13 protein-coding genes are annotated in these 21639 nt (G+C 71.2%); 8 read left to right on the forward strand and 5 right to left on the reverse strand.

The genetic code is table 11. The annotated features are described in order from the left end of the window. The first annotated feature begins 50 nt into the window (after positions 1–50). The 4 genes from ACX27O_RS26625 to ACX27O_RS26640 all read left to right on the forward strand — a co-directional run bounded on the left by ACX27O_RS26625 (position 51) and on the right by ACX27O_RS26640 (position 6278). Complete coding sequence (locus ACX27O_RS26625) at positions 51–2750, forward strand: ATP-binding protein (RefSeq protein ID WP_357637643.1); 2700 nt, start codon at positions 51–53, stop codon at positions 2748–2750. Between the two features lie 3 nt (positions 2751–2753). Beyond that, complete coding sequence (locus tag ACX27O_RS26630) at positions 2754–3632, forward strand: alpha/beta hydrolase (RefSeq protein WP_358127849.1); 879 nt, start codon at positions 2754–2756, stop codon at positions 3630–3632. Between the two features lie 346 nt (positions 3633–3978). Continuing rightward, positions 3979–4650: an ABC transporter ATP-binding protein gene (locus ACX27O_RS26635; RefSeq protein ID WP_374224254.1), complete on the forward strand. Its 672-nt coding sequence runs from the start codon at positions 3979–3981 to the stop codon at positions 4648–4650. 80 nt (positions 4651–4730) lie between these two features. Next, positions 4731–6278, forward strand: a complete 1548-nt coding sequence (locus tag ACX27O_RS26640) for a hypothetical protein (protein ID WP_210865314.1) — start codon at positions 4731–4733, stop codon at positions 6276–6278. A gap of 482 nt (positions 6279–6760) precedes the next feature. Here ACX27O_RS26640 and ACX27O_RS26645 read toward each other — a convergent pair whose 3' ends face one another. Further along, complete coding sequence (locus tag ACX27O_RS26645; RefSeq protein ID WP_156057297.1) at positions 6761–7135, reverse strand: hypothetical protein; 375 nt, start codon at positions 7133–7135, stop codon at positions 6761–6763. A gap of 291 nt (positions 7136–7426) precedes the next feature. Here ACX27O_RS26645 and ACX27O_RS26650 point away from each other — a divergent pair, with 291 nt between their 5' ends. The 3 genes from ACX27O_RS26650 (at position 7427) to ACX27O_RS26660 (ending at position 14813) form a co-directional block, all read left to right on the forward strand. Next, positions 7427–8158, forward strand: coding sequence for a hypothetical protein (locus ACX27O_RS26650; protein WP_210859363.1), 732 nt, complete (start codon positions 7427–7429; stop codon positions 8156–8158). Between the two features lie 29 nt (positions 8159–8187). Continuing rightward, complete coding sequence (locus ACX27O_RS26655; RefSeq protein WP_156057295.1) at positions 8188–11373, forward strand: hypothetical protein; 3186 nt, start codon at positions 8188–8190, stop codon at positions 11371–11373. A 137-nt stretch (positions 11374–11510) separates the two neighbouring features. Then, entirely contained in the window at positions 11511–14813 is a 3303-nt protein-coding gene (locus ACX27O_RS26660) for a BTAD domain-containing putative transcriptional regulator (protein ID WP_358127841.1), read from the forward strand. 744 nt (positions 14814–15557) lie between these two features. Here the strand turns inward: ACX27O_RS26660 and ACX27O_RS26665 are convergent. Both ACX27O_RS26665 and ACX27O_RS26670 read right to left on the reverse strand, forming a co-directional pair. Further along, positions 15558–16862 carry an ABC transporter substrate-binding protein gene (locus ACX27O_RS26665; RefSeq protein ID WP_051708171.1) on the reverse strand — a complete coding sequence of 435 codons (1305 nt, stop codon included), beginning with the start codon at positions 16860–16862 and terminating at the stop codon, positions 15558–15560. 175 nt (positions 16863–17037) lie between these two features. Then, positions 17038–18015 (reverse strand): helix-turn-helix transcriptional regulator, encoded by a 978-nt coding sequence (locus tag ACX27O_RS26670; RefSeq protein ID WP_051708170.1) that lies wholly within the window; start codon positions 18013–18015, stop codon positions 17038–17040. A 189-nt stretch (positions 18016–18204) separates the two neighbouring features. Between ACX27O_RS26670 and ACX27O_RS26675 the strand changes: the two genes are divergently transcribed. Beyond that, positions 18205–19239, forward strand: a complete 1035-nt coding sequence (locus ACX27O_RS26675) for an NAD-dependent epimerase/dehydratase family protein (RefSeq protein WP_081883693.1) — start codon at positions 18205–18207, stop codon at positions 19237–19239. Between the two features lie 14 nt (positions 19240–19253). Here the strand turns inward: ACX27O_RS26675 and ACX27O_RS26680 are convergent, their stop codons facing one another. Beyond that, a complete protein-coding gene (locus ACX27O_RS26680) occupies positions 19254–20645 on the reverse strand; it encodes an MFS transporter (RefSeq protein ID WP_081883692.1) in 1392 nt (463 codons plus the stop codon). A 51-nt stretch (positions 20646–20696) separates the two neighbouring features. After that, on the reverse strand, positions 20697–21602 hold the full coding sequence (locus ACX27O_RS26685) for a sulfotransferase domain-containing protein (RefSeq protein WP_030328590.1): 906 nt from the start codon (positions 21600–21602) through the stop codon (positions 20697–20699). Between the last annotated feature and the right edge of the window lie 37 nt (positions 21603–21639).

Here is a 21639-nt window from a genome sequence, read left to right on the forward strand (position 1 = left end):
GTGACTCTGTGGGGATGGGACGGCGTGGAAGTCTCCTAGAGTGGTTGTTCGTGCTTTACGGCAGGTCGGCGGAGGTCAGCGCACTCGACGAGGTGATCGCGCGGGCTCGCGACGGCGTTGGTGGTGCGGTGGTGTTGCGGGGCGAGGCAGGCGTGGGCAAGACGGCCCTGCTCGACGCGGTGGCCGTGCGTGGCGGCGCGATGCGTGTGCTGCGGACCACCGGCGTCGAGGCTGAGACCGACCTCGCGTTCGCCGCGCTGCACCAGGTGTTGTGGCCGGTGACCGGCATGCTCGACGCGCTGCCCGAACCGCAGCACGACGCTGTGTGCGCGGCGCTGGGGCTCGCCGCGGACACTGCCGGCGACCGGTACCTGCTGGGCGCTGGCGTGCTCTCGCTGCTGGTCGAAGCCGCCGCGCCGGACGGGCTGATCTGTGTGGTCGACGACTTCCAGTGGATCGACCAGGCCTCGGCCGACGCACTGCTGTTCGCCGCCAGGCGGCTGGAGACCGAAAAGATCGCGATGTTGTTCGCCGTGCGCGGGGACGCTCCGGTCAAGGGTGTGCCTCTGACGGTGGAGGTGCGTGGCCTCCCCGGAGCCGCCGCAGCCGAGATGCTGGAGTCCCGCTGCGGTGTGCAGCCCTGTGTGGCGCGGGAACTCGTCACGCTGACCCGCGCGAACCCGCTCGCGCTGGGCGAGATAGCCGCTCGCCTGACACCCGCGCAACTCGCCGGCAGCGAACCGCTGCCCGACCCGCTGCCCGGTGGGACCCGACTGTTCGGCGACCGGGTGGCCGCGTTGTCCGCCTCCGCCCGGCTGCTCGCGCTGGTTGCCGCCGTGGAGGCTGACCTCGACCTGGTCCTGCGCGCCACCGACCGGTTGTCCGCCGAGCGGACGGTACTGCCCGGAGAGCACATGGGGGCGTGGACCGGGCGGATGGCGCTGGCCGAGCTGGAGGAGTCCGGGCTGGCCGAGCTTTCGGGTACGCGCGTGCGCTTCTGCCATCCGCTCATCCGGTCGGCGGTGCACGAGGCGGACACCCCGGCCAGGATCCGCCGGGTGCATGCCGTACTGGCGGAACTCACCGAGGGTGAGCGTCGCGCCTGGCACCTGGCCGGAGCCGCCATGGGCCAGGACGAGCGGGCCGCCACCGAGTTGGTGACCGCCGCGGAGCTGGCGCGCGACCGCGGTGGGTACGGCACCGCTGCCGCAGCCCTGGCCCGGGCCGCCGAGCTGACCCCCGAGCCGCGCACCCGTGCTGCCCGCCTGAAGGACGCCGCCGTCGCGGCCTGGCTTGGTGGTCGCCCCGGGCAGGCGGAGTCGCTGCTGGCCGAGGCCCGTGACCAGGCTGGCGCGGATGCCGGCCTCGCCGTGGAGATCGCCCAGCTCAGGGGCAGGTTTGAGTTGAACTCCGGCAACGCCGCCGAGGCCGTGCGGATCCTGGCGGCGGGCGACAGCCTGGAGATGCTGGCCGATGCCGCGGAGGCCGCTTCGTACGTCGGCGACACGGCGGCCATCATCGAGCTCGGGCGGAGGGCGGCAGGGCACCGCGAGGGATTCTTGCGGGACACGGTTGCCGGGATCGGTCTGGCGCTGGATGGCGACGCTGCCGGGCCGGGTCTGCTGCGGCGGGCGCTGGCGCGGGTCGGCGAGCTGGGGGAGGCGGCGGAGTACCTGTGGGCGGCGGCCGCGGCCAGCCATCTGGGCGAGTCGGATCTGGCGACCGAGATGGCCGAGCGGGCCGGACGGGTGGCCAGGATGTCGGGGATGACCGGGCAGCTGCCGGTCGTGCTGGAGTTCGTGGCGACGGCCGAGCGCATCGCCGGGCGGCTGGCAAGCAGCCAGGCCATCTCCGAGGAGGGCCTGGAACTGGCCCGCGAGGCCGGCTATGAGAACACCGTGGCCGCGCACCTGGCCAACCTGGCGGTCCTGGCGGCGCTGCGAGGCGAGGAGGAGATTTGTGAACGGCAGGCCCGCGAGGCGCTGGCCATCGCCATACCGCACCGGGTAGGTCTGCGGGCAGGGGTCGCCGCGTACGCGCTGGCGCTGCTCGACCTGTGCCTGGGACGCTACGCGACGGCGCATGACCGCTTCACGGCCATCGCCGAGGCGGGACCGGGTGTCGGGCATCCCACCGTGGTGTGGCGGACGGCGCCGGATCGCGTCGAGGCCGCCCTGGGCGCGGGCGACGAGGTGGGTGCGCGGGCGGCGCTCGAGGCGTACGAGCGATGGTCGGCGTACGCCGCGACGTCCGAGTCGCGCGCCCTGCTGGCCCGTTGCCGGGGCTTGGCCGAGTCGTCCGAGGACGCCTTCGGCGAGGCGTTGCGGCTGCACACCAACCCGTTCGAGGAGGCCAGGACGGCTCTACTGCTGGGCGAGCGCCTGCGCCGAGCGCAGCGGCCGGGCGACGCGCGGGCGCATCTGCGGATGGCGTGGGAGACGTTCGAGCGGGCAGGCGCGAAGCCGTGGGCGAGGCGCGCACAAGGTGAGCTGCGGGCGGCGGGCGAGAGCGGGCCGGCCCCGGGCTCGGCCGTGCTGGACGCGCTGACCCCGCAGGAGTTGCGCATCGCGGGCCTGGTCGCCGACGGGTTGTCGAGCAAGCAGATCGCCGCCCAGCTGTTCCTGAGCCCTCGCACGGTCGAGTACCACCTGTACAAGATCTACCCGAAGCTGGGCATCGGCTCCCGCACGGAACTGGCGCGACTAGTAGTTCTACAGAAGGCGCCCGCAGCGGAAGAGGACATGCTCTGAGACATGACTGAGGTGAACATCTGGAGTGAAGAGTTCGGCGCCGTCACAGATGCGCCGATCCTGTTGATCATGGGGTCGATGTCGCAGGGCGTTCTGTGGCCGGACGAGTTCGTCGGCCGCCTTGTCGCCGGAGGCCGCCGGGTGATCCGGTACGACCACCGTGACACCGGCATGTCGGGCACGGTCGACTTCGCGGCACAGCCGTACACGTGGAACGACATCAAGAACGACGTGTACCGCGTGCTGGACGCCCACGGCCTGGAGAGCGCCCACCTGGTCGGCCACTCGGCCGGCGGGCTGCTCGGCCAGTTCGTCGCGGTGGAGCAGCCGGAGCGGGTGCGCTCACTGACCGTCATCGCCTCCTCGCCGCTCGGCGGCGGTGAAGGTCAGGTGATCCTGCGGGCTCTGCTGGGGCAGCCGCAGCCCGAGGACAGCCTGCCCGAGCCGACGCCGGAGTTCGTGGCCTTCTACCGGGCGCTGATGACCGCCGCACCGCCCGAGGACCGGCGCACCCAGATCAACAGCATGATCGCCGAACAGCGCGTGCTGCACGGCACCGGGCTGCCGTTCGACGGGGACGCGGCGCGCCGGCTACAGGAACGAATCTACGACCGGGCCCGCGACCTGACGGCGGTGGCCAACCACCGGCTGGCCGCTGCGGCCAGCCCGGACTTCGAGCCGGTGGGCGTGCTGCACCAACTGAAGGCGCCCACGCTGGTCATCGAGGGCAGCCACGAGCCGGTCAAGCCGGGTCACGGCGCGATCATCGCCGAGCAGATCCCGGGAGCGCGGCTGATGATCACGGCGGGCATGGGGCATACGCTTCCGCCGGAGGTGCACGAGGAACTGGCCGTCGCCATCCTCACGCACACCGCCGAGTGATAGCTCATCTGACTGCACAGAACGGTGAACTGGTCGTGTGGTAGCGGAGCCGAACGAACGTCGCTCTGCTGTAGCAGCGGGCGACTGCTGGCGTGCCGTCACTTAGATGGCCGCTCGGCGGCCAGCGCATTTCGTTGTGTATGCGCTGCTCCGGCAACCCGCTTCGACGTCCTGTCGCATGGACGAGATCCGCGGCCTGATCGACGAATAGTGCGGCCGAATTGACCGGTCTGCCGTTCCTTGCCGGAAAGAGACGATGCAAGTGTTCGATTACACTGTCCCAGCCGTTGAGGTAACTGACCTCACCCAGCGTTTCGGCGCTGTACTCGCCGTCGACCGGGTCAGCTTGAGCATCCCAGCGGGAATGTGTTACGGCATCGTCGGCCCGAACGGGGCCGGCAAGACCACCACGCTGATGGCCATGTGCGGGTTGCGGGAGCCGACCTCCGGCACGGTCAGGATCGCCGGTCATGACCTGCGAACCGATCGGCAAGCCGCGCTCGCCCAGCTCGGAATCATGATGGACGGGCTGTCGCTACCCGAACGGCTGACCGCCACCGAGGTGCTGCGGTACAGCGCCGGGCTGCGTGGGCTGGATGACAGCTGGAGGGTCCGCGCCGAGGACCTGCTGGAGATCCTTGGCCTCGACGCTACTCCACGCGCGCTGATCGTGGAGTATTCCACCGGTATGCGCAAGAAGATCAATCTGGCGCTGGCGATGCTGCACCGCCCCCGGGTGCTGGTCCTCGACGAGCCGTTCGAGGCAATCGACCCGGTCTCGGCCCGCTCCATCGAACAGGTGCTCACACAGTACGTCGCCGCCGGCGGCACGGTGGTCATGTCGAGCCACATGATGGACTTCGTCGAACGAAACTGCCGCCGGGTGGCGTTGGTGGCCGGTGGCCGGGTGTTGGTCGAGGGGCCGGTAGACGAGGTGGCAGCGAACGGGACGCTCAACGAACGTTTCGTCGAGCTGGTCGGCGCCGATCCGGTCCGCCCGTTGAGGTGGCTGACATGACCCGAGCCCTGTTCGCGCTGAAGCTACGCCTGCTTCGCAACGGCCCGCACAACGAGCGCGGATTCAGCCTGGTCACCGGTATGGCCCTGGCCGCGTTGGTGGTCGTCGGCGCAGCGGTGGCCAACCGCGGACTGCTCCACGAAGGCTGGATCGCCGTGGCGCTCACCGGATGGGGAGGCATGTGGCTGTTCGGCCCTCTGACCCAGCCACGCCACGATCCGTCGGTCATCTCGCGCGACTGGTTACGCGGCTATCCGCTGCGGCCATGGCGCGCGGCTCGGGCCTTGTCCTGGACCGAACTGCTGGGCGTCGGCCCGCTGGTCACGCTGACCTGTCTGTCGTCCCTGGTCGTGCTGGCCGCACCGGGCGGCCTGACGGCGGCCACGATCGGCGCGGTGGCGATGGTGGCACAGCTGTATCTGCTGGTCTGGGCGGGTAAGACGGTGGCGGTGATCGCGGCCTGGCTGTTGCAGACCCGGGCCGGGATGAGGCTGGCCGCCACCCAGACCGCCGTCATGCTCGCGCTGTCGTTCGCTGGCTGGGTGCCGATCGCGGCCTGGTTGCTGCCCCGCCTCGGTCAGAGCGACACCACCCTGGTCCTCCCTACCTTCGGGCAGCTACCCGCGCCGATCATCGACGTGCTCGCCCTCCTGCCCACGGGGTGGGGGTACCGCGCCGCGATCGCCGCCCGTGACAACGCCGGGACGGAAGCGGTCGTCGTGCCGCTGATGGCCCTCCTGGCCCTGGGTGCACTGCTGCACATGGGCTGGACCACCCTGACAGCGCGGGCCCTACGCCGCCCACCTCGCCTCGTGACGCCGCGACGCCCTCACGCACCGGGTCGTGGGCTGTCGCTTCCGTTCACGACGCCGCAGGTGTCCGCTGTCGTCTCGCGAGAGCTGGCCACCTGGTCGCGGGATCCCGCGCGCGGTGTGGAACTGCGTAGTGCCTGGCTGACCCCGCTGTTGATGGCGCTCATCATCGGGGTCACCGACTGGAGTTGGGCGCTGCCCCTCGTGGGTTCCGCGGCGGCGGTGTTCGGCGCGATGGTCGCGGTCAACACCTACGCCCTGGACGGCACGGCCCTGTGGCAGCTGCTCACCACACCGGGCGCCCTTCAGGCTGACGTACGCGGCCGGATGGCGGCATGGTTCTTGTTATTCGGCGTACCGTCGATCGTGTTGGCGGCCGTGTTGTGGGCCGTGACCCGCTCTCCGCTGGGCGTCGTCGCCATCAGCGGCGCCATCGCCGCAGCCGCAGTGGCCTGCGCCGTGGCACCGCTGATCGCGCTCCTGATGCCGGCTGTCGGCACCGATGCCCGCGATCGCCGCTACCCTGGACAACGAGCAGGCGATCCGACCGGTGGACAAATGACGATCTTCCCCGTGGTCCTGCTGGGCGCCATTCTCCCCGGCATCATCGGCACCATCACCGGAGGTCACTTGTGGACGCCGGTGCTCGCGGCCATCCTGCTAGCCGCGGTCAGCCTCTCCCTGACCCCCACCCTCACCGCGCGTCTGCTGCAGCGGCGAGGCGCCAGCCTGCTCGACGTGATGGTCTCCAGCGACGCTGCCCTGTTGCACCGTAATCGGCGTCATCGTTGGGGTTACCCGGGGGGATGGGGTTGAGTCGAATTTCGGCCCCGACGAGGCGAGCCCCGCGCCGACCAGCAGCAGTTAGTGGCAGATGCGCCTGGGGCGGTCGTCGTACACGATCGTCCCAGGCGCATCGTGATGCTTCTGGGTTCGTAAGCGCAACGGCCTTCGTATCCAAGGTAGGAACAAGCCTGAGGGGATGCCGAAGATTAACTCGCCTATGTGGGTTCCGAAGGTGGTGTTGATCGGGCTTCGACGCGGTCGCGAAGGGCTGCGAGCGCGGCGGGCGGCTGGGTGGCAGGCGGGATAGTGGTGTCGTGTTGCTGGAGAAGCCGGGTGATTCTGGCCAGGGCGCGGTGCATTGCGGCGTGGTAGATCGACGTGATGTCGTGGCTGAGCGCGGCGCGTCCCAGTACTTGAGGGAGGTGAGCCGGAACGTGTTGCGGATCAGACGTCTGCACCGTGCGGAGCCACACGAGCGGCCAGTGACCGAGACCAAGCCCTGCCTGGCAGCCCTACGCCGGCGCAGGCGATCTGTTCTGGGAAAGCAGGTCTCTGCGGTGGTGGCCGGCGACGCCGAGCACTGTCAGGAGTGTTGCTATGGCCCGGTGCGAACCCCGGTTTTGGGGGAGCAGGTTGGGAGCAGCGGCGAGCCACGGCACGTACTGCCGCAGCCAGGCGTCCACACCGGGCAGCGCGAGGACTCGGGTGATCGCGCCGGCGACGACGATCGCCTGCGCGACAGCCGGCAGGGTGTCCACGCCGGCCGTCGCGGCGGCGACCGGCAGCAGTGACAGCGCGCCGAGGCCGGCGGCCGCCACGGTACGCAGCGTCGCGCGCCATGGGTAGCGGGTCTGGGTCGGGGCCACGGGGGGAGTTGGGGTCGTCATGACGAGCACCTCCGACGGTAGGGTCCAGGGACTGGTTCATATCCCAAGAATGCCTGCTCAGGGGCGGTTGGTGAATGCCGCGTTGCCCCCGGGGAGCGGACGGGGGCAGGGGAAGATCATGGCGGGACGAGTCGCCATGAGCGCGGTCGAGGCTCGGTCTGGGAGTCGCTGACCCCGACGCGTCGGTGGGCGCACAAAGTCGCCGCCAAGTGGCCACCAAGTCGCTGCTGGCCTGATCCTCGTATGAAACGCACGCTTGCGGGGGCGGCAGCCCTCCTCACGACGCTCGGAGTGCTGACGACCCCGGGCGCGGCCGGCGCTGTTCCGATCTGTGAAACCAATCCGCTGGGCTGCGAGCCCCCGCCACCACCGCCACCACCGACGCCGACCGACAAGGCACCCACCGGAGCCGCCCAGGCCACCGGGCCGCAGAACAACGGTGTCCTCGGCATCACCGGCTGGGCCGCCGACAGCAACGGGTGGCCGGTCACCGTGGACATCACCTTCGACGGAGCCCTGGTCGCGTCCAAGCCGGCCAGCGACTTCCGGACCTGGCTGCCGGCCGGGCCCCTCGGGTTCACCCACACCGTCGTCGTCCCGCCGACCGGGCCGGTCCGCCGGCTGTGCGCGACCGCACGCAACGTGCCCGACGGCAGCACACCGGTGGCGTCGGCCGTGCCGCTGGGCTGCGTCAGCTCCCGGCCGTCGAAGCCGACCGACCTGGTGTCGACGGCCGAGAGCGCCTACAACCGCAGCATCCTACGACTGGGCTGGACCGACAACGCGACCGACGAGACGTCCTACCTGGTCACGCTCAGCTACCTGCGTCGGCACTGGGAGGGCAACTACTCCTGGCAGGAGCCGATGAGTGAGTCATTCGTCGTCGCGGCGCAGCCCGGTACCGGACGGATGTCGCTGGTGCTTTCCGACCAGGACGCCAACACCCATTTCCAGGTGCTCGTGAACAGCAGAGTCGGCGAGATCACCTCGGAGTCGCTGAGCGGCGGGGTCACGGCGCCGTGACCACAGGGGGAGATGAGGGAGGTTCGCAGGTGAGACCAGGCAGAATCCGCAGGCGCGTGGGTGCCGCGGCCGTCGGGGTCGTCGTGGCGGTGTCGACGTACGCGGTGCCCGGCTACGCCGCGCCGGTTCCGATCGACGAGGCTGCCCTGCACGACAGTCTGTATGCCGCAGCGGTGCAGTCGCGCACGACCGGCGTCGCGGGCGTGGTCGACGCCGTCGTGGCGGCGGAGATCGTCGACTGGCGAGCGGCCCATCCGAACGTGGACGGCACGCAGGTGGTCCGCCACTTTGGACGCACCGACGCGGCCGTGCGGGCGGCTGTGTCCGGCGTCGGGTCGTCCGAGGGGCTCGCCGCGTTCGCGGCCGCCGCCGCGGGATTGCTCGCGGTCCCTGTCGACCAGGACCCGGCGCAGGCCGCGCTGGACCGGGCCGAGGTGCGCGGGTCCAGCCTGCGCGCCCTGCTGACCGCCACCACGGGGGAGGAACTTGGTGCGGTGGTCACGCCGACTGAGCAGGTGCGTACCGGCAGCCAGAACTTCCTGTGGGAGGTGTCGGCGCCGGGGCGGCTCGCCGGGGCGTGGAAGCGGTTGCACCGGGCGGCGTCAACCGACGCGGGGCTGCGCACGGCGTGGGACGGCACCTACGCGGCGCGCCTGTCGGTCCGGCTGGACACCCCGGCGCAGGACCTGATGGCCCTACCGGCGTTCGCGAGCCGGGTCGACCTGCCGGGCATCCTGGCCAAGAAGGACGACGAGGCGGCGTTCTCCGCTGCCGTACGCACGGCCGTGCAGGCGCAGTTCGAGGCGCTGGAGGCGCTGGCGAACGACCGGATCACCGCCGCGACCGCCCTCAACGCGAAGTTCCCGATCGAGGGCGCCAAGCCGACTGCGGCGGAGGAGGCGGCGGCCAAGAAGTCGGCCGAGGACGCCAAGAAGCTGGTCAGCGAGGCCGGCAGCCTGCTGACCGTGGTCCTCGGCGACATCGGGGGGATCTACGACCCGAAGTTCGCCAAGACCGTCAAGACGGTCGGTGACGCGCTGGTCAAATCGGTGACCTCGGTGATCTCCTACGAGATGACGATCGCCTCGGGTCAGCTCACCGGCGCCGCGTCGGCCGCCGCCGCCCTCTCGCTGACCGGCAACTTCATCGGTGCCGCGATGGCCCTGCTGCCGCTGTTCATGGGCCAGGAGTCGCCGGATCAGATGATCAGCAAGCAGATCAAGGGCCTCAGCGAGCAGGTCCGGCGGATGGCCGAGGGAATCGGCGACCGATTCGACCGGGTCGATGCGAAACTCACCGCGATGTACGACGGCCTGAGCACCCAGCTCGGTCTGCTGGGCCAGGACGTCAGGGAGGTCAAGCGGATCCTCGGCGTGATCGGGGACCAGCTCCACACGATGGATCAGAAGATCGACCAGATGGCGCTGGCCAACCAGGCTGCCTTCGAACAGTTGGCCGCGGACGACGTCGACGACGCCACCGACCGCTACCTGCACCGGGCCGTCCGCGTCGACGGTGGCGCGATCGGGTCGGTGGCCGAGTACTTCGACGAGGTCGACTCGCCGACCCGGACGTTCGCGACGACGGCCGCGAAGAAGGCCCCGTTCGTGGTGCCCGCGGGCACGTCGACCGCGAACCCGGTCAGCGTCCTCGACCTCCATCTGCCCAACGGCGCGATCGACTACCTCGCCGGGTGGGCGGCGGCCAAGGGCGTTCCGCTGCGGCCGGCCACCGGCGACCAGGCGGTCAGCGGCGTGGCGAACCCGTCCGCCTGGCTGATCGGTGCCCGCGCGAACCTCGTCATGCAGCTGGAGAATCCGCAGTTCGCGGCGGCGGTCACGGCGGAGCACACCGCCGGCACCCTCGACGCGGGGAATCGGGTCAACCAGCGGGTGCGGCAGTTCAGCAACCCGGGCGCCGGTGGTGTCACCAACGAGCTGTTCACCCGGCTCGTCGCCGACTACCGGGCCGCTCTCGACGGGTGGTCCGACGCGCTCGACGACGTGGGGCGCGCCGTCCGCTGGAACCAGACCGATCCGGCCTACCCGGCCGCCGGCAACGACCGGACGTACGACCTGTGGGGTGCCCCCGACCAGGCGCTGCCCGCGGCGGCGCAGATCCCGGACGCGCCCGGCCTGACGCCCTGCCGGGTCGGCGACATCGGTATGCCCGCCTGGTCGGTCCCCGCCACGCTGCGCAACTCGGACCTGCCCGCCTACTACGACCTGCTGGCCTACGCGGCGCCGCCCGGCTACCGGCCGACGCTGCGCACCTGTATCGAGGGCGACTTCGTCAACGTCAAGGAGACCATCAGGCCCAAGTACGAGATCTACTCCGGCGACCTGAAGATCACTCTGCGCCACCAGGTGAAGCAGGGCGGCAGTGAGACCTGGCAGGACGTGCGCAGTGTCACCACGACCCGGCCGGTCGGCGTCTACTGCGAGATCTACAACGGCAGCGGGCCCTATCCCGACACCGAGTGCCACAGCCCGTCGGACTACGTGCTCACCCAGTGGCCGCAGTACCTCAACGCACTGCAGACCCAGGGCACCGTCACCACCCATCCCCAGGTCGACAACGACACACTTGCGCGTACCCGGTCGATGCTCTCCGGACGGCAGAAGTACTTCTACCGGGTGGCGGCCGCCGGCACCGGTGTCGAGGCCCCGCCGGTCACCACCTGGGCCGTCTCGCAGACGTTGTGGGAGAAGGGCCGCCAGCTCGCTGAGTCCGTTCGACTGTTGCAGGCGTTCACCCAGTTGGGCTGGGCGAGCGCGCTCGATCGGGACGAGATGATGCACCTCGTCCTGTTCGGTGACCGCTCGCTGCCCGGCGACTACACCGCGCCGCGTGGCGACCTCAACGGCGACACGGGCCGGCGTTACCTCCAGACGGCGTACGCCCAGGCGGTGAGCAACTACGCCGGCTGCGCGCAGGCCGTCGACTGGGATCCCTGCCAGGGCCTGAATTCCGGGTTCGACGCGAAGCAGGGCCAGAACCCGTACTTCGCGTGTGGGCAGGTCGACCGGCCCAACGCGCCGGTCGACCCGCTGGGCCGGTGCGTCTACGCCGTCGCCGGTGACCGGACCAACGAGCTGGCCGGCCGGTACGCCCACTGGTCGGCGGAGATTGCCGGCGGCCGGCACCGGGAGGGCATTCCGGAGGTCACCACCGTCACCAACCTCCTGCGGATCACCAACGAACACCTGCACTGACCGGGGTCGGCACGACGCGGCGGACCCGCACCAGCTCGGTGTGGGTCCGCCGCCCGTACGCGGGCTGACGCCCCCGGCCGCGGGGACTGTCCGCCAGTTGTCTGCACGTGCCGCCGCACTGACCTACGCTCCTGCCCGTGCTGAGAATCGGGGTCCTCGGTCCGCTGCGGGCGTGGCACGGCGACGTGCCCGTGGAACTCGGTCCGCTGCGGCAGCGTGCCGTGCTGGCCCGACTGGCCACCATGGTCGATCAGGTGGTCCCGGTGGACCGGCTCATCGAGGACCTGTGGGCCGGCGACCCGCCACCGCGCGCCCAGGCGGCACTTCAGGTGTACGTGTCCAACCTGCGTCGGGCCCTCGAGCCGGACCGGCCGCCCCGCAGCCCCGCACAGGTGATCGTCACCGCCGCGCCCGGCTACGCGCTGCGGCTGCGGGCGGAGCAGCTCGACGCGGGGCGGTTCGAGGCGTCGACCCGCTCGGCGATGGCCGTGCTCGATGCGGATCCCGAGGAGGCGTACCGTCGGCTTGACGCGGAGCTGGCCTGCTGGCGCGGCCCGGCCTACGTGGAGTTCGCCGATGAGGGCTGGGCCGCCGCGGAGTCGGCCCGGCTGGCCGAGTTCCGTCTTGTCGCCATCGAACACCGGGCCCGGGCGGCGCTGGCGTTGGGCCGGGCCGAACAGGTCGCGCCCGAGCTGGAGCGGCATGTCCAGGCGCATCCGCTGCGGGAACAGGCGGTCGCCCTCCTGGCCCTGACCCTGTACCGATCCGGCCGGCAGGCCGACGCGCTGGCCGTGCTCCGGCGGCTGCGCACCGAACTGGCCGACCAGCTCGGCGTCGACCCGAGCCCCGGCCTGCGGGCCCTCGAGACGGATCTGCTGCAGCAGGCGCCCTCCCTGGAACAGCCGACGCCCACCACGCACCTCCGGCTCGCCGCGCCGCGATTCCCCGCCGCGGTCGTGGCGTCCGCTCCGGTGGACGGGGACCCGCTGCCCCGACCAGATGAGTTGGCCCGGCTGCGCGAGGCCGCCGCGTACGCCGTCCGGAGGGGATTCCGGATGTCCTGGGTGCTGGGCGACGCCGGCGCGGGAAAGTCGACCCTTGGTCGGCTGCTGGTCGGGCAGTTGACGGCCGACGGTTGGCGGACGGCCGTCGGCCGCTGCCCCGAGCTGGACGGGGCCCCGCCGGCCTGGGCCTGGGGTGAGGTGCTGCGCGCGTTGCAGACCACCGCTCCGCCGGCACCCGCGCATGCCGACCGGCTCGCCACGCTGCTCAGCGAGGGCGGTGCCCCGCTGCCGACGGGCGGCGAATTCCACCTCCGCAGGGCGGTCGGCGACTACCTCGGCACCGTCGCCGCTGGCGGGCCGCTGCTGCTGGTCCTCGACGACCTTCACTGTGCCGATGGGGAGACCCTCCAGGTGCTGCGGCACCTGGCCGTCGCGTTGGTCGACCGGCCGGTGCTGGTGGTGGCCACCTACCGTCCCCACGAGGTGAACGCCGACCTGGTCGCCGCCCGTGGCGCGCTGACCGGGGGGTGTGGTGAGGACGTTGTCCTCGCCGGTCTGTCCGAGACCGACGTCGCGGAGCTGCTGCGGCGCCACGGCGCGGGGATGGTGGGCCCGGACGTGGTCCGCGCGGTCTGGCAACGCACCGGCGGCAACCCGCTCTATGTCACCGAGACGGCCCGGCTGATCGCCGCGGAGGGACCGGCGGCGGCCGTCGCCGGGGTGCCGGTCGGCCTGCGGCACGTGTTGCGCCGCCGGCTGGCCCGGCTGCCGGCAGCCGCCCGGTCGACATTGCGGACCGCCTCGGTGATCGGCCAGGACGTCGATGTCGACCTGCTGATCGAGGTGGTGGGCGGCCCGGAGGAGACGGTGCTGGACGGGTTGGAGGCCGGGCTGCTGGCCGGGCTGCTCGTCGAACCCGCTCCCGGGCGGGTCCGGTTCGCGCACGCGGTGATGCGCGACGCCCTCTACCAGGACATTCCGCTGCTGCGCCGCACCCGCGCGCACCAGCGTGCCCTGGAGGCCCTGGAACGGCGTCGGCCCCACGACGTGGCCGGCCTGGGCCGGCACGCCCTGGCCGGGCTCTCCACGTCCACCGCCGAGCGGGCGTTGCGGTACACCACCGCCGCCGCCCACCACGCCACCGATCTGGACGCGCCCCGAGAGGCTGCCGCGTTGTGGTCGGGGGTGGGCCGGGCGATTGCGCTGCTGCCCGAGACACCCCTGGCGACCCGGCTGGCGGGCTGGTGTGCGCGAGCCGCGGCAACCGCCCGCGCCGGCGATATTCTCACCGCCCGGCAGATACGCGGCGAGGCCGTCGCGCTGGCGGCCATGGCCGCCGATCCATCCGCCCTGCGTCGGGCACTGAACTGCCTGGATGCCCCGGTCGCCTGGACCGTCCGGCCGGACCGCGCGGTCGACACGAAGTTCGTCGCCGCCGTCGAGGCCGCGCTCGCTGCTCTCGGTTCGGACGCCCCGGTGGCCCGCTGCGAGCTGCTGTGCACCCTGGTCTTCGAGGTGGAGGGCGCCGACGACGACCGGGCCGACGAGGCCAGCCGCGAGGCTCTCTCGCTGGCGCGCGAGTCGGGGCAGCCAGGACTGCTGTGTCGGGCGCTCAACGCCCGCTACTTCCCCGTGATGGCGCCGGCCCGGCGTGCCGAGCTGCCGGCCGTCGGCGAGGAGATGCTGCGGGTGGCCACCGCCCACGGACTGACCGGATACCGGGCCCAGGCTCATCACATCCTCTTCCAGGCGGCGCTGCACCGGGCCGACCTCGTCGACGCTCGCCGGCACGTCGACAAGGCGGTGGAGCAGGCCAACACCGGACAACTGGCACTGATGCTGGCCGTGCTGTCCTGGTTCGACGGGCTGACCGCGTTGCTCGCGGGGGACTATCCGCTCGCCCTGCGGCGCTACGGCGAGGCCGCGACGCGGATGGAACAGGTTGGCGGGCCCAACGCGCAGGCGATGGGAATGCTCGGCCGGTTCGTCGTGGGGCTGACCGGGGGCGGCGCGGCCCAGTCGGTGCCCGAGCTGCGGCAGGTGCACGCCCGGGTGCCCCAGGACAGCCACGACCTGCTCGCCCTGGCCCTGGTGGAGGCCGGCGATCTGGAGCAGGCGCGCGCCGTGTGGAAGCCGGAGCTGCCGATCCGGCCCGACTACTTCTGGCTGCTGTGGGCATGCGTGCGCGGCGAGGTCGCCGCCCGACTCGGTGACCGGAAGGTCGCCCGCAAGTCCTACGCCGAGCTGACGCCGTGGCGGGGGTGTTTCGCGGGTCTGGAAACCGGTTCGCTGTCGCTGGGTCCTGTCGACAACACGTTGGCGGCGCTGGCCGACCTGCTCGACGACCCGTTGGCGGCGGGTCGGCACCGAGCCGACGGGCTGAGCCTGGCACGGCGGGTCGGCGCGGTGCCGTGGGCGACGAGCATCGCCGGTTGACGACCTCGCCGCGTGGCCCGCGACCGGCCAGCCGGAGCGTCCACCGGTGCCGACCATGCGTCCACCGTGAGGCTGGATGAGTGTGGTTGCTCGGGTGAGTGGTGCCGCAGGCGGCACAGTCCATCGGGCACGGATCGGTCAGTGACCAGTTCGCGTATCCGCCGACCTTCCATCCCGGCGCGAGCGACAAGTCGCTCCGATAGTGGGGACGGCTCTCGTCTTCGTCGTCATCCCACTCGTCGAGCCGTTGGCGTAGGTCATCGGGGAGCAGGTCCGCGTATTGGTACTCGCGGACCTGCTCGGGAACACCACACACGGAAGCGGCAGGTACATGTCGCTGATCACCGACGGCTCGGGAGGCGCTTCGAGTAGCGAGCCGACGGATCGGCTGGGGTGAACCGGGGCCGTCGCCGTGCAGCTGTCGCTTGAGGACCATGATCTGGTGCCGGAGAGCGAGGATCTCGGCGTCCTTGTTGCTGTCGCTCGTCGGTAGCAGCCGTAGCAGCGCGAGGGCGTTGGTCACGCCGAGTAGGCCAGTCGAAACAGCACACTCGTCATCGTCGCGCAGTGCTCGACGTAGGGCACCGTTGCGATTCAGCCGAGAGGGTCCGTGTCGGCACCAGCCGCCTGACCTCGCTGATCAAGATGACTGTGGCCAGCGTGGATGAGGTTTTCGGCACCCACAGGGTCCGCGTCGACCGGGTCGTCACCCAAGCTGCGCCGTTGGCGGCACCGCCCGGCCGGTCAGCGTGGCCAGCTCGCGTCGATGGCGCGCAGGGTCGTGTCGAGATCCTGCCGGCCGGCGATCCACGCGGTGGTCTCGCGCCAGAAGGATCCGGCGCCGACCGCGGGCGGCATGGAGTCCGAGCCGTCGAACCGGAAGGTCCGCACACGGTTCAGGATCTGTGCATGGGTCGCGTCGACCGGATGCGCGTAATCGCCCGGGCTCACGTCGGTGAAGGCCGAGAGGGTGCCGCCCTCGTGCGCCCGCGACTGACGGAACCAGTCGGCAGTCGTCATCAGCCGGGCGGTCTCCCGCACCGCCGGCCGGTCCTGGACCAGCGCCAGGATGTCGCCGCCGATGACCGCCCGGCTGCCGTCGGCCGCGTCGGAGCCGGCCGGGGCCGGGAACGGGAAGACGTCGTAGTCGCTGCCGGCCTTCGTGCCCTCGGGGAAAGAGCCCACGATGAAGCTGCTCTGCTTGTTCAGCCAGCATCCGGGCGGGGACTGGAACATCGGCTTGAGCGCCTCGGGAAAGGTGGTCGACACGATGTGGCCGCGTCCGCCGAGCGCGTTGCCGTCGGCGAGAGCGACCTGCTCGAACATCGTGAACGCCCGCTTGATCTCCGGCGCGGTGAACGGCAGCTCGCCGGCCACCCAGCGGTCGTAGACCTCCGGGCCGGCGGTCCGCAGGACCAGGTCCTCGATCCAGTCCGTGGTCATCCACCCGGTCGCCCCACCGTCGGCGATGCCGATGCACCAGGGCGCCGCCTTCTGCTCTTCGCGGATGCGCGCAGTGAGGGCCAGCATCTGCTCCCAGGTGGCCGGCGCCTGGTACGCCGCCTTGCGGAACGCCTGGGGCGGGTACCAGACCAGGCCCTTGAGGTTGAGCGAGAGCGGCACGCCGGCGAGGGTCCCGCCGACCACCCCGTTGTCGATGAGTCCCGGGCGCATCCGGCGGCCGAGTTCGTCGCGGTCGAAGAGGCCCATCTTCTCCAGATCCTTGACGTCGCCCTTCTCGGCGAACTGCGACAGCAGTGCGGGCTGGGGCAGCAGCAGCAGGTCGGGCGGGTCGGCCGAGCGTAGGCGTTCGGGGGCCTCGTTCTCGAAGTCGCTGGAGGTCACGTACGTGACGTGGATGCCGCTCGTCTTGGCCCACTGGTCAAAGTGTCTCTGCATGTACTTTTTGTGATCGGAGGTCGCACCGAGGATGGTGACGGTCTCCGGCGGACCGGTCTTCGCGCTGCCGTCCGGCTCTTGTTCGCTGCATCCGGCGGCCGCGACCAGCAGCACCGCCAGGGCGTAGGCCCCGGTGAGATGACGCAACATCGTTGTCCTACCTCCTGTGACAGCCTGGGCGGGGACCACGACAGCAACCACATCGCTGCCCTTCGATGGTCATTTCTGCCGGACCGTGCCCGGCGCGGAGGGCGGCAAACCGACCCCGTGGTGGCCACGGCCGGACAATCCCCGCGATGACCGGTTCCTGCCCGGGTACCCGGCGCTACAGCCAGCCCCGCTGTGCCGCCTGGACACCGGCCTGGAATCGGCTGGCGGCGCCGAGCCTGTCGAGCAGCAGGGAGACATGGCGCCGGACGGTCCGCACCGAGATCCCCATACTGCGCGCCGCCGACTCGTCGGTGACGCCGAGCGCCAGCAGTTGCAGCAGCCTGCGGTCACTGTCGCTGAGCCCACCACCGGCCGACGCCGTATGGTCCGGGCCGCCGAGCCGCTGGGAGTGTGCCCAGCAGGACTCGAAGAGGGCCGCCAGCGTTTCGGAGACGGCGGGGTCGATGACGATGACGGTCTCGAGACGGCCTTCGTGGCCGGTCGTGAGCACGGCGGTGACCCGGTCGACGACGATCGCCGTGGCAGCCACATCGGCCGCCGTCCGAACCTGACCGCCCTCGCTGACCAACTCGCCCACGTACGCCAGGTCGTCCTGATGCACCAGCCGGTCGTGGGGATAGAGCGCCCGGATCGCCACGCCTCGGCGCAGCGCACACCGGTCCAGGTCCGCAGAGGCGCCGGTGAGCCCGTGCACGGCGGGGCGGTGACTCTGCAGGGCGACGATCTCACGGCTGGCGCCGCGGACCAGCTCGTCAAGCTTGGCCTGGCGCAGCGGCCAGCTGCGGATGCGCTGCCCCGGGCCGCCGCCGTCACCGGTCAGCTGCGCCGCCATCATCGCGGAGAGGTGTACGCGCGCTCGCATGGCATTCGCACGCTGACGGGCCGCGGCGGCCTCGATGTCGGCGAGCCGCTGGGCGAGCACGACGTCGGGCACGACCGGCGCGAGCTGCCCGGGGCGCCGAGGATCGTCGACCAGCAGACCCTCCCGGATCAGCGCCGCCCGGCTGGCGAGTACGGCGTCCTCTTTCTCACCGAGGTGCCGGGCGACCTGCGCCGCTGTCCATGACGGGTTCCGCAGCCAGGTTTCGTACGCCTCCTGGTCGATCGTCGTCAGTCCCAGTGCTTCGAGCATCGATACCCCCGATCGTCGATGTTGTCGGCCGGGTCCGCGAGCCCGTGCCGGTGACCCGCTGCAGGTGGGTGCCAAAAGGGGTGGCGGCATCGGCATGCCAGCCGATCGGCGTTTGGCCGAGGCCGGCCCGGAAATCGGACCGGTGAGCAGAATTCGACGTATGTCGATAGTTTTGGAAGGGGAGCGTCCATGACGAGCGCGCAGGAACCGCCCGACGACGAGATCACCGCGGAACTCGAGCGGTACTCCCGGGTAGCGGTCACCGGAGGATCCGGATTCGTCGGCCGTCATCTGGTTTCGGCCCTGGCCGCGCGGCACGGGGATGTGGTCGCCCTTGACGTGGCACCCCCGCCCGTACCGCATCCGCGCCGCACCCAGACCCGCCATGTGGACCTGCGCGACGCCCAGGCCGTCGAGGCCGCCGTCGCCGATGCCGACCTGGTCATCCATCTGGCTGGGAACGCCAGCGGAACGGTCTCGGTCGAGCGGCCCCGCTTCGACTTCGAGACCAACGCGGTGGCGACTTTCAATCTCTGTGAAGCGCTGACGAAATCGGGCGTCGCCCGGCTCGTCTACCTCTCCTCGGCGATGGTGTACGGCGTCCCGCAGGTGACTCCCGTGCCGGAGACGCACCCCGTTGCCCCCTTTCTGCCGTACGCGTCGTCGAAACTGGCCGGCGAACACGCGGTGATCGGCTTCTGCCACGCCTTCGGCCTCGAGGCCACCATCGGCCGGGCCTTCACGCTGTACGGCCCGGGGGAGAAGCCGCAGATCGCCGGCGGCGAGGTGTCCCAGTTCCTGCGCTGGCACCTGCGGGGCCTGCCCATCCACGCCGCCGGTGACCCGGACCGCAAGACCCGCGACTTCTGCCACGTCGAGGACCTGGTCCAAGGCCTGCTCCTACTCGCGGTGCGGGGCCGCAGTGGGGAGGTCTACAACATCGGCTCCGGCACCGAGACGTCTCTGCGGGAGCTCGCCCACGTCATCGAGACCGTGACCGGCGAACCCGCCCGGCTGGTCAGCGACGGAACGGTCACTGAGGACACGTACCGCATGGTTGCCGACATCACCAAGCTGGGTAAGCTCGGCTACCGTCCTCGCATACCCCTGCTGGACGGCGTCCGGAACCTCGCCGACGCGCTGGGCGACCGGCCCGAGTTGCCCGGCGTGGACACCATCTTCCGCGCGGAGCAGCGCCTCGCCGCCAGTTCCGGTCGGGCCTGACCAGCACCCCGCCCTCATGCCCGGTGCTCCGGGTCCCGCGCCGGAGCACCGGGCATGATGAGCAGAGTCGTGAGGACCGACGCACCGACGACCACGGCCCCGATGAACTGCGTGGAGCTGTATCCGGAGCCGGCGCCGATCATGGTGAGGTAGACGGCGACCGAGACCGCGCCGCCGACGTGCGTGGTCGATTCGAACAGCGCGGAGGCGAGCCCTCGATCCTCCGGCGCGGCGTCGCCGATGCACTCTCGGGTCAGCCCCACGTAGATGGGGCCCGCGCTCAGTCCCCAGAGGACCAGGTACACCACCAGCACGGTCAGGGACCCGGCGGTGCCGAACGCCACCAGGGCCAACGTGATCGAACACAGCAGGAGAGCCAGTGCCACGACGCGGCGGGAGCCGTAACGCCGTACCAACCGGCCGGCCGGAGCGGCACTGATCACGGCGCCGAGCAGCACCGGAGCCAGCGCGATGCCGGCCTGCGCCGCGGACAACGAGTACACGTCCTGCAACTGCAGGCTGCCCACGACCACGACCGCGGCGTACGCCGCCGAATGCGCACCGAATGCCAGGCAGCTGGCCACCAGCCGGCGGGACCGCACCACCGACGGCTTGATGATCGGGTTGCGAACCCGCCGCTCCCACCACACCAGCGCGTTCAGCATCAGCACGCCAGCCAGGACCGGCGACACCGTCGCCAGTCCTGGCCCGTGCTCACCGATCCGGGTGGCTCCGTAGATCACGGCGAGCAGCCCACCGGTGACCAACGCCGCCCCGGTGACGTCGAGCCGCTCCCGCCGGCTGCCGGACGGCTCGTCGGCCGGCAGCAACAACAGCCCCGCCACCGCGGCGAGCGCCGCGGCCGGAACAACGACGATGAACACCCACCGCCAGCCGAGGTACGAAGTGATCACGCCGCCGAGGACCGCCCCGGCCATGCCGGCCGTGTTCGCCGCGGCCGCCACCACGGAGAACACCCGGCTGCGCCACGGCTCATCAGGAAAGAGGGTGGCAGCCGACGCCAGCGCCGCGGGAATGGCGAACGCCGCCCCGAGGCCCTGCATCACCCGGCCCACCAGCAGGAGCGCCAGCGTGCCCGCCACCCCGGAGAGCAGCAGCCCGGTCCCGGTCAGCGCGAGACTGGCGACGATCACCCGGCGCCGGCCCCAGACGTCGCAGACGCGGCCGCCGAGGACGAGGAAGCCACCGATGGTCAGCGAGTAGAGGGTCACCACCCACTGCAGCTGCGCGGGCGGTACTCCGAACTCCGCGCCGATGTCCGGCAGCGCCGTGGCGACGGCGAGACTGTCGAACAGCACCAGGAACATAGCGCCGGCCAGCACCAGAGCGGTAGGCCAGCCATGCCTCACCGGCCGCGCCGCGGGCGCCGTCGTCTGCGATTCCATCAGTCCTCCGTGCTCGCCGTATGACCGTCCTCGCCCTCGTCCCCGGCTCGGCTATCCGGCTGATTGCGCCTGTCCAGCGGGCGCCGGCAGGTCGTATCCGTACTGCCGGGCCACCGCACCGAGCTCGGGATCGGAGAAGTACCCGGCCAGGCCCGGTGTCATCCAGGATGTCCAGCCCGACACCGCGCCCTTGCGGATCATCCGCGGTTGCCGCTCCCCTGCGGCGTCCTGCGCCACCACGGCGTCCTCGTGCGCCCGCATCCGCTCGAAACTGCTGGCCTCCGCGGCGGCGCGGAGGGTGTCCGCGGTGACGTCCACCGCAAGCTCGCGCAGCGCCGGCTCGAGTACCTCCACCGGGCGCTGCTTGAGGTCCTCGAAACGCAGTACCGTGGCATGCTCGTACCCCTGGGCCTGTTCTTCCCAGGCCTGGTAGAAGGCCGACCAGTCCTCGACCGGGTTGGACGAGAAGTCACCGGGACCGCGCAGCCAGTCCTCGAACTCGTCGGGCACCTTGTCCCACTCCTCCTCGCCGAAGGAGCGGCGCCACTGGTGCAGCGAGTAGAGGGCGTCGCGCGGATCCCGCACGATGATCCAGACTCCGCCCACCGGGAGCCCGTCGAAGATCTCCGGGGGGTGGTGCGACTTGACGAAACGCGGCCACGGGCGGATCGCCCCAGGACCTCCGGCCTCGCTGTCCTTGTCGTGCAGCGAGGCGAGCCGGTCCCGGTAGGCCGCATGCGTTCGCACGCCGACGGCCGTGCCGTCCGCCTGCAACCGCTCGGTGTAGGCGTCGACGTAGTTGAGTCCCGCTTCGAAGAGGATGTTGCCGATCAGCGACTGGCCAGCCCCACCGCAGCTGGCCACGACGATGTCCCGTGGACCGAGCTGCTTGAGGTTGTCTGCGTACAGCTCGCTGAGCCGTGCGCGGGCCAGGGTCGAATCCGGCCGGTGTGCCATGAAGGTGTTCCTTTCTCTTGGTGATGGATCTTTGCGG

This window comes from Micromonospora sp. SD19 (genome assembly GCF_054462275.1).

What these genes read in the sequence shown, in the direction of transcription:
- ACX27O_RS26630 (WP_358127849.1), top strand. Translation starts at nt 2,754, where the DNA reads ATGACTGAGGTGAACATCTGGAGTGAAGAGTTCGGCGCCGTCACAGAT.
- ACX27O_RS26640 (WP_210865314.1), top strand. Translation starts at nt 4,731, where the DNA reads ATGGCCCTGGCCGCGTTGGTGGTCGTCGGCGCAGCGGTGGCCAACCGC.
- ACX27O_RS26645 (WP_156057297.1), bottom strand. Translation starts at nt 7,135, where the DNA reads ATGACGACCCCAACTCCCCCCGTGGCCCCGACCCAGACCCGCTACCCA.
- ACX27O_RS26665 (WP_051708171.1), bottom strand. Translation starts at nt 16,862, where the DNA reads ATGTTGCGTCATCTCACCGGGGCCTACGCCCTGGCGGTGCTGCTGGTC.
- ACX27O_RS26670 (WP_051708170.1), bottom strand. Translation starts at nt 18,015, where the DNA reads ATGCTCGAAGCACTGGGACTGACGACGATCGACCAGGAGGCGTACGAA.
- ACX27O_RS26675 (WP_081883693.1), top strand. Translation starts at nt 18,205, where the DNA reads ATGACGAGCGCGCAGGAACCGCCCGACGACGAGATCACCGCGGAACTC.
- ACX27O_RS26680 (WP_081883692.1), bottom strand. Translation starts at nt 20,645, where the DNA reads ATGGAATCGCAGACGACGGCGCCCGCGGCGCGGCCGGTGAGGCATGGC.
- ACX27O_RS26685 (WP_030328590.1), bottom strand. Translation starts at nt 21,602, where the DNA reads ATGGCACACCGGCCGGATTCGACCCTGGCCCGCGCACGGCTCAGCGAG.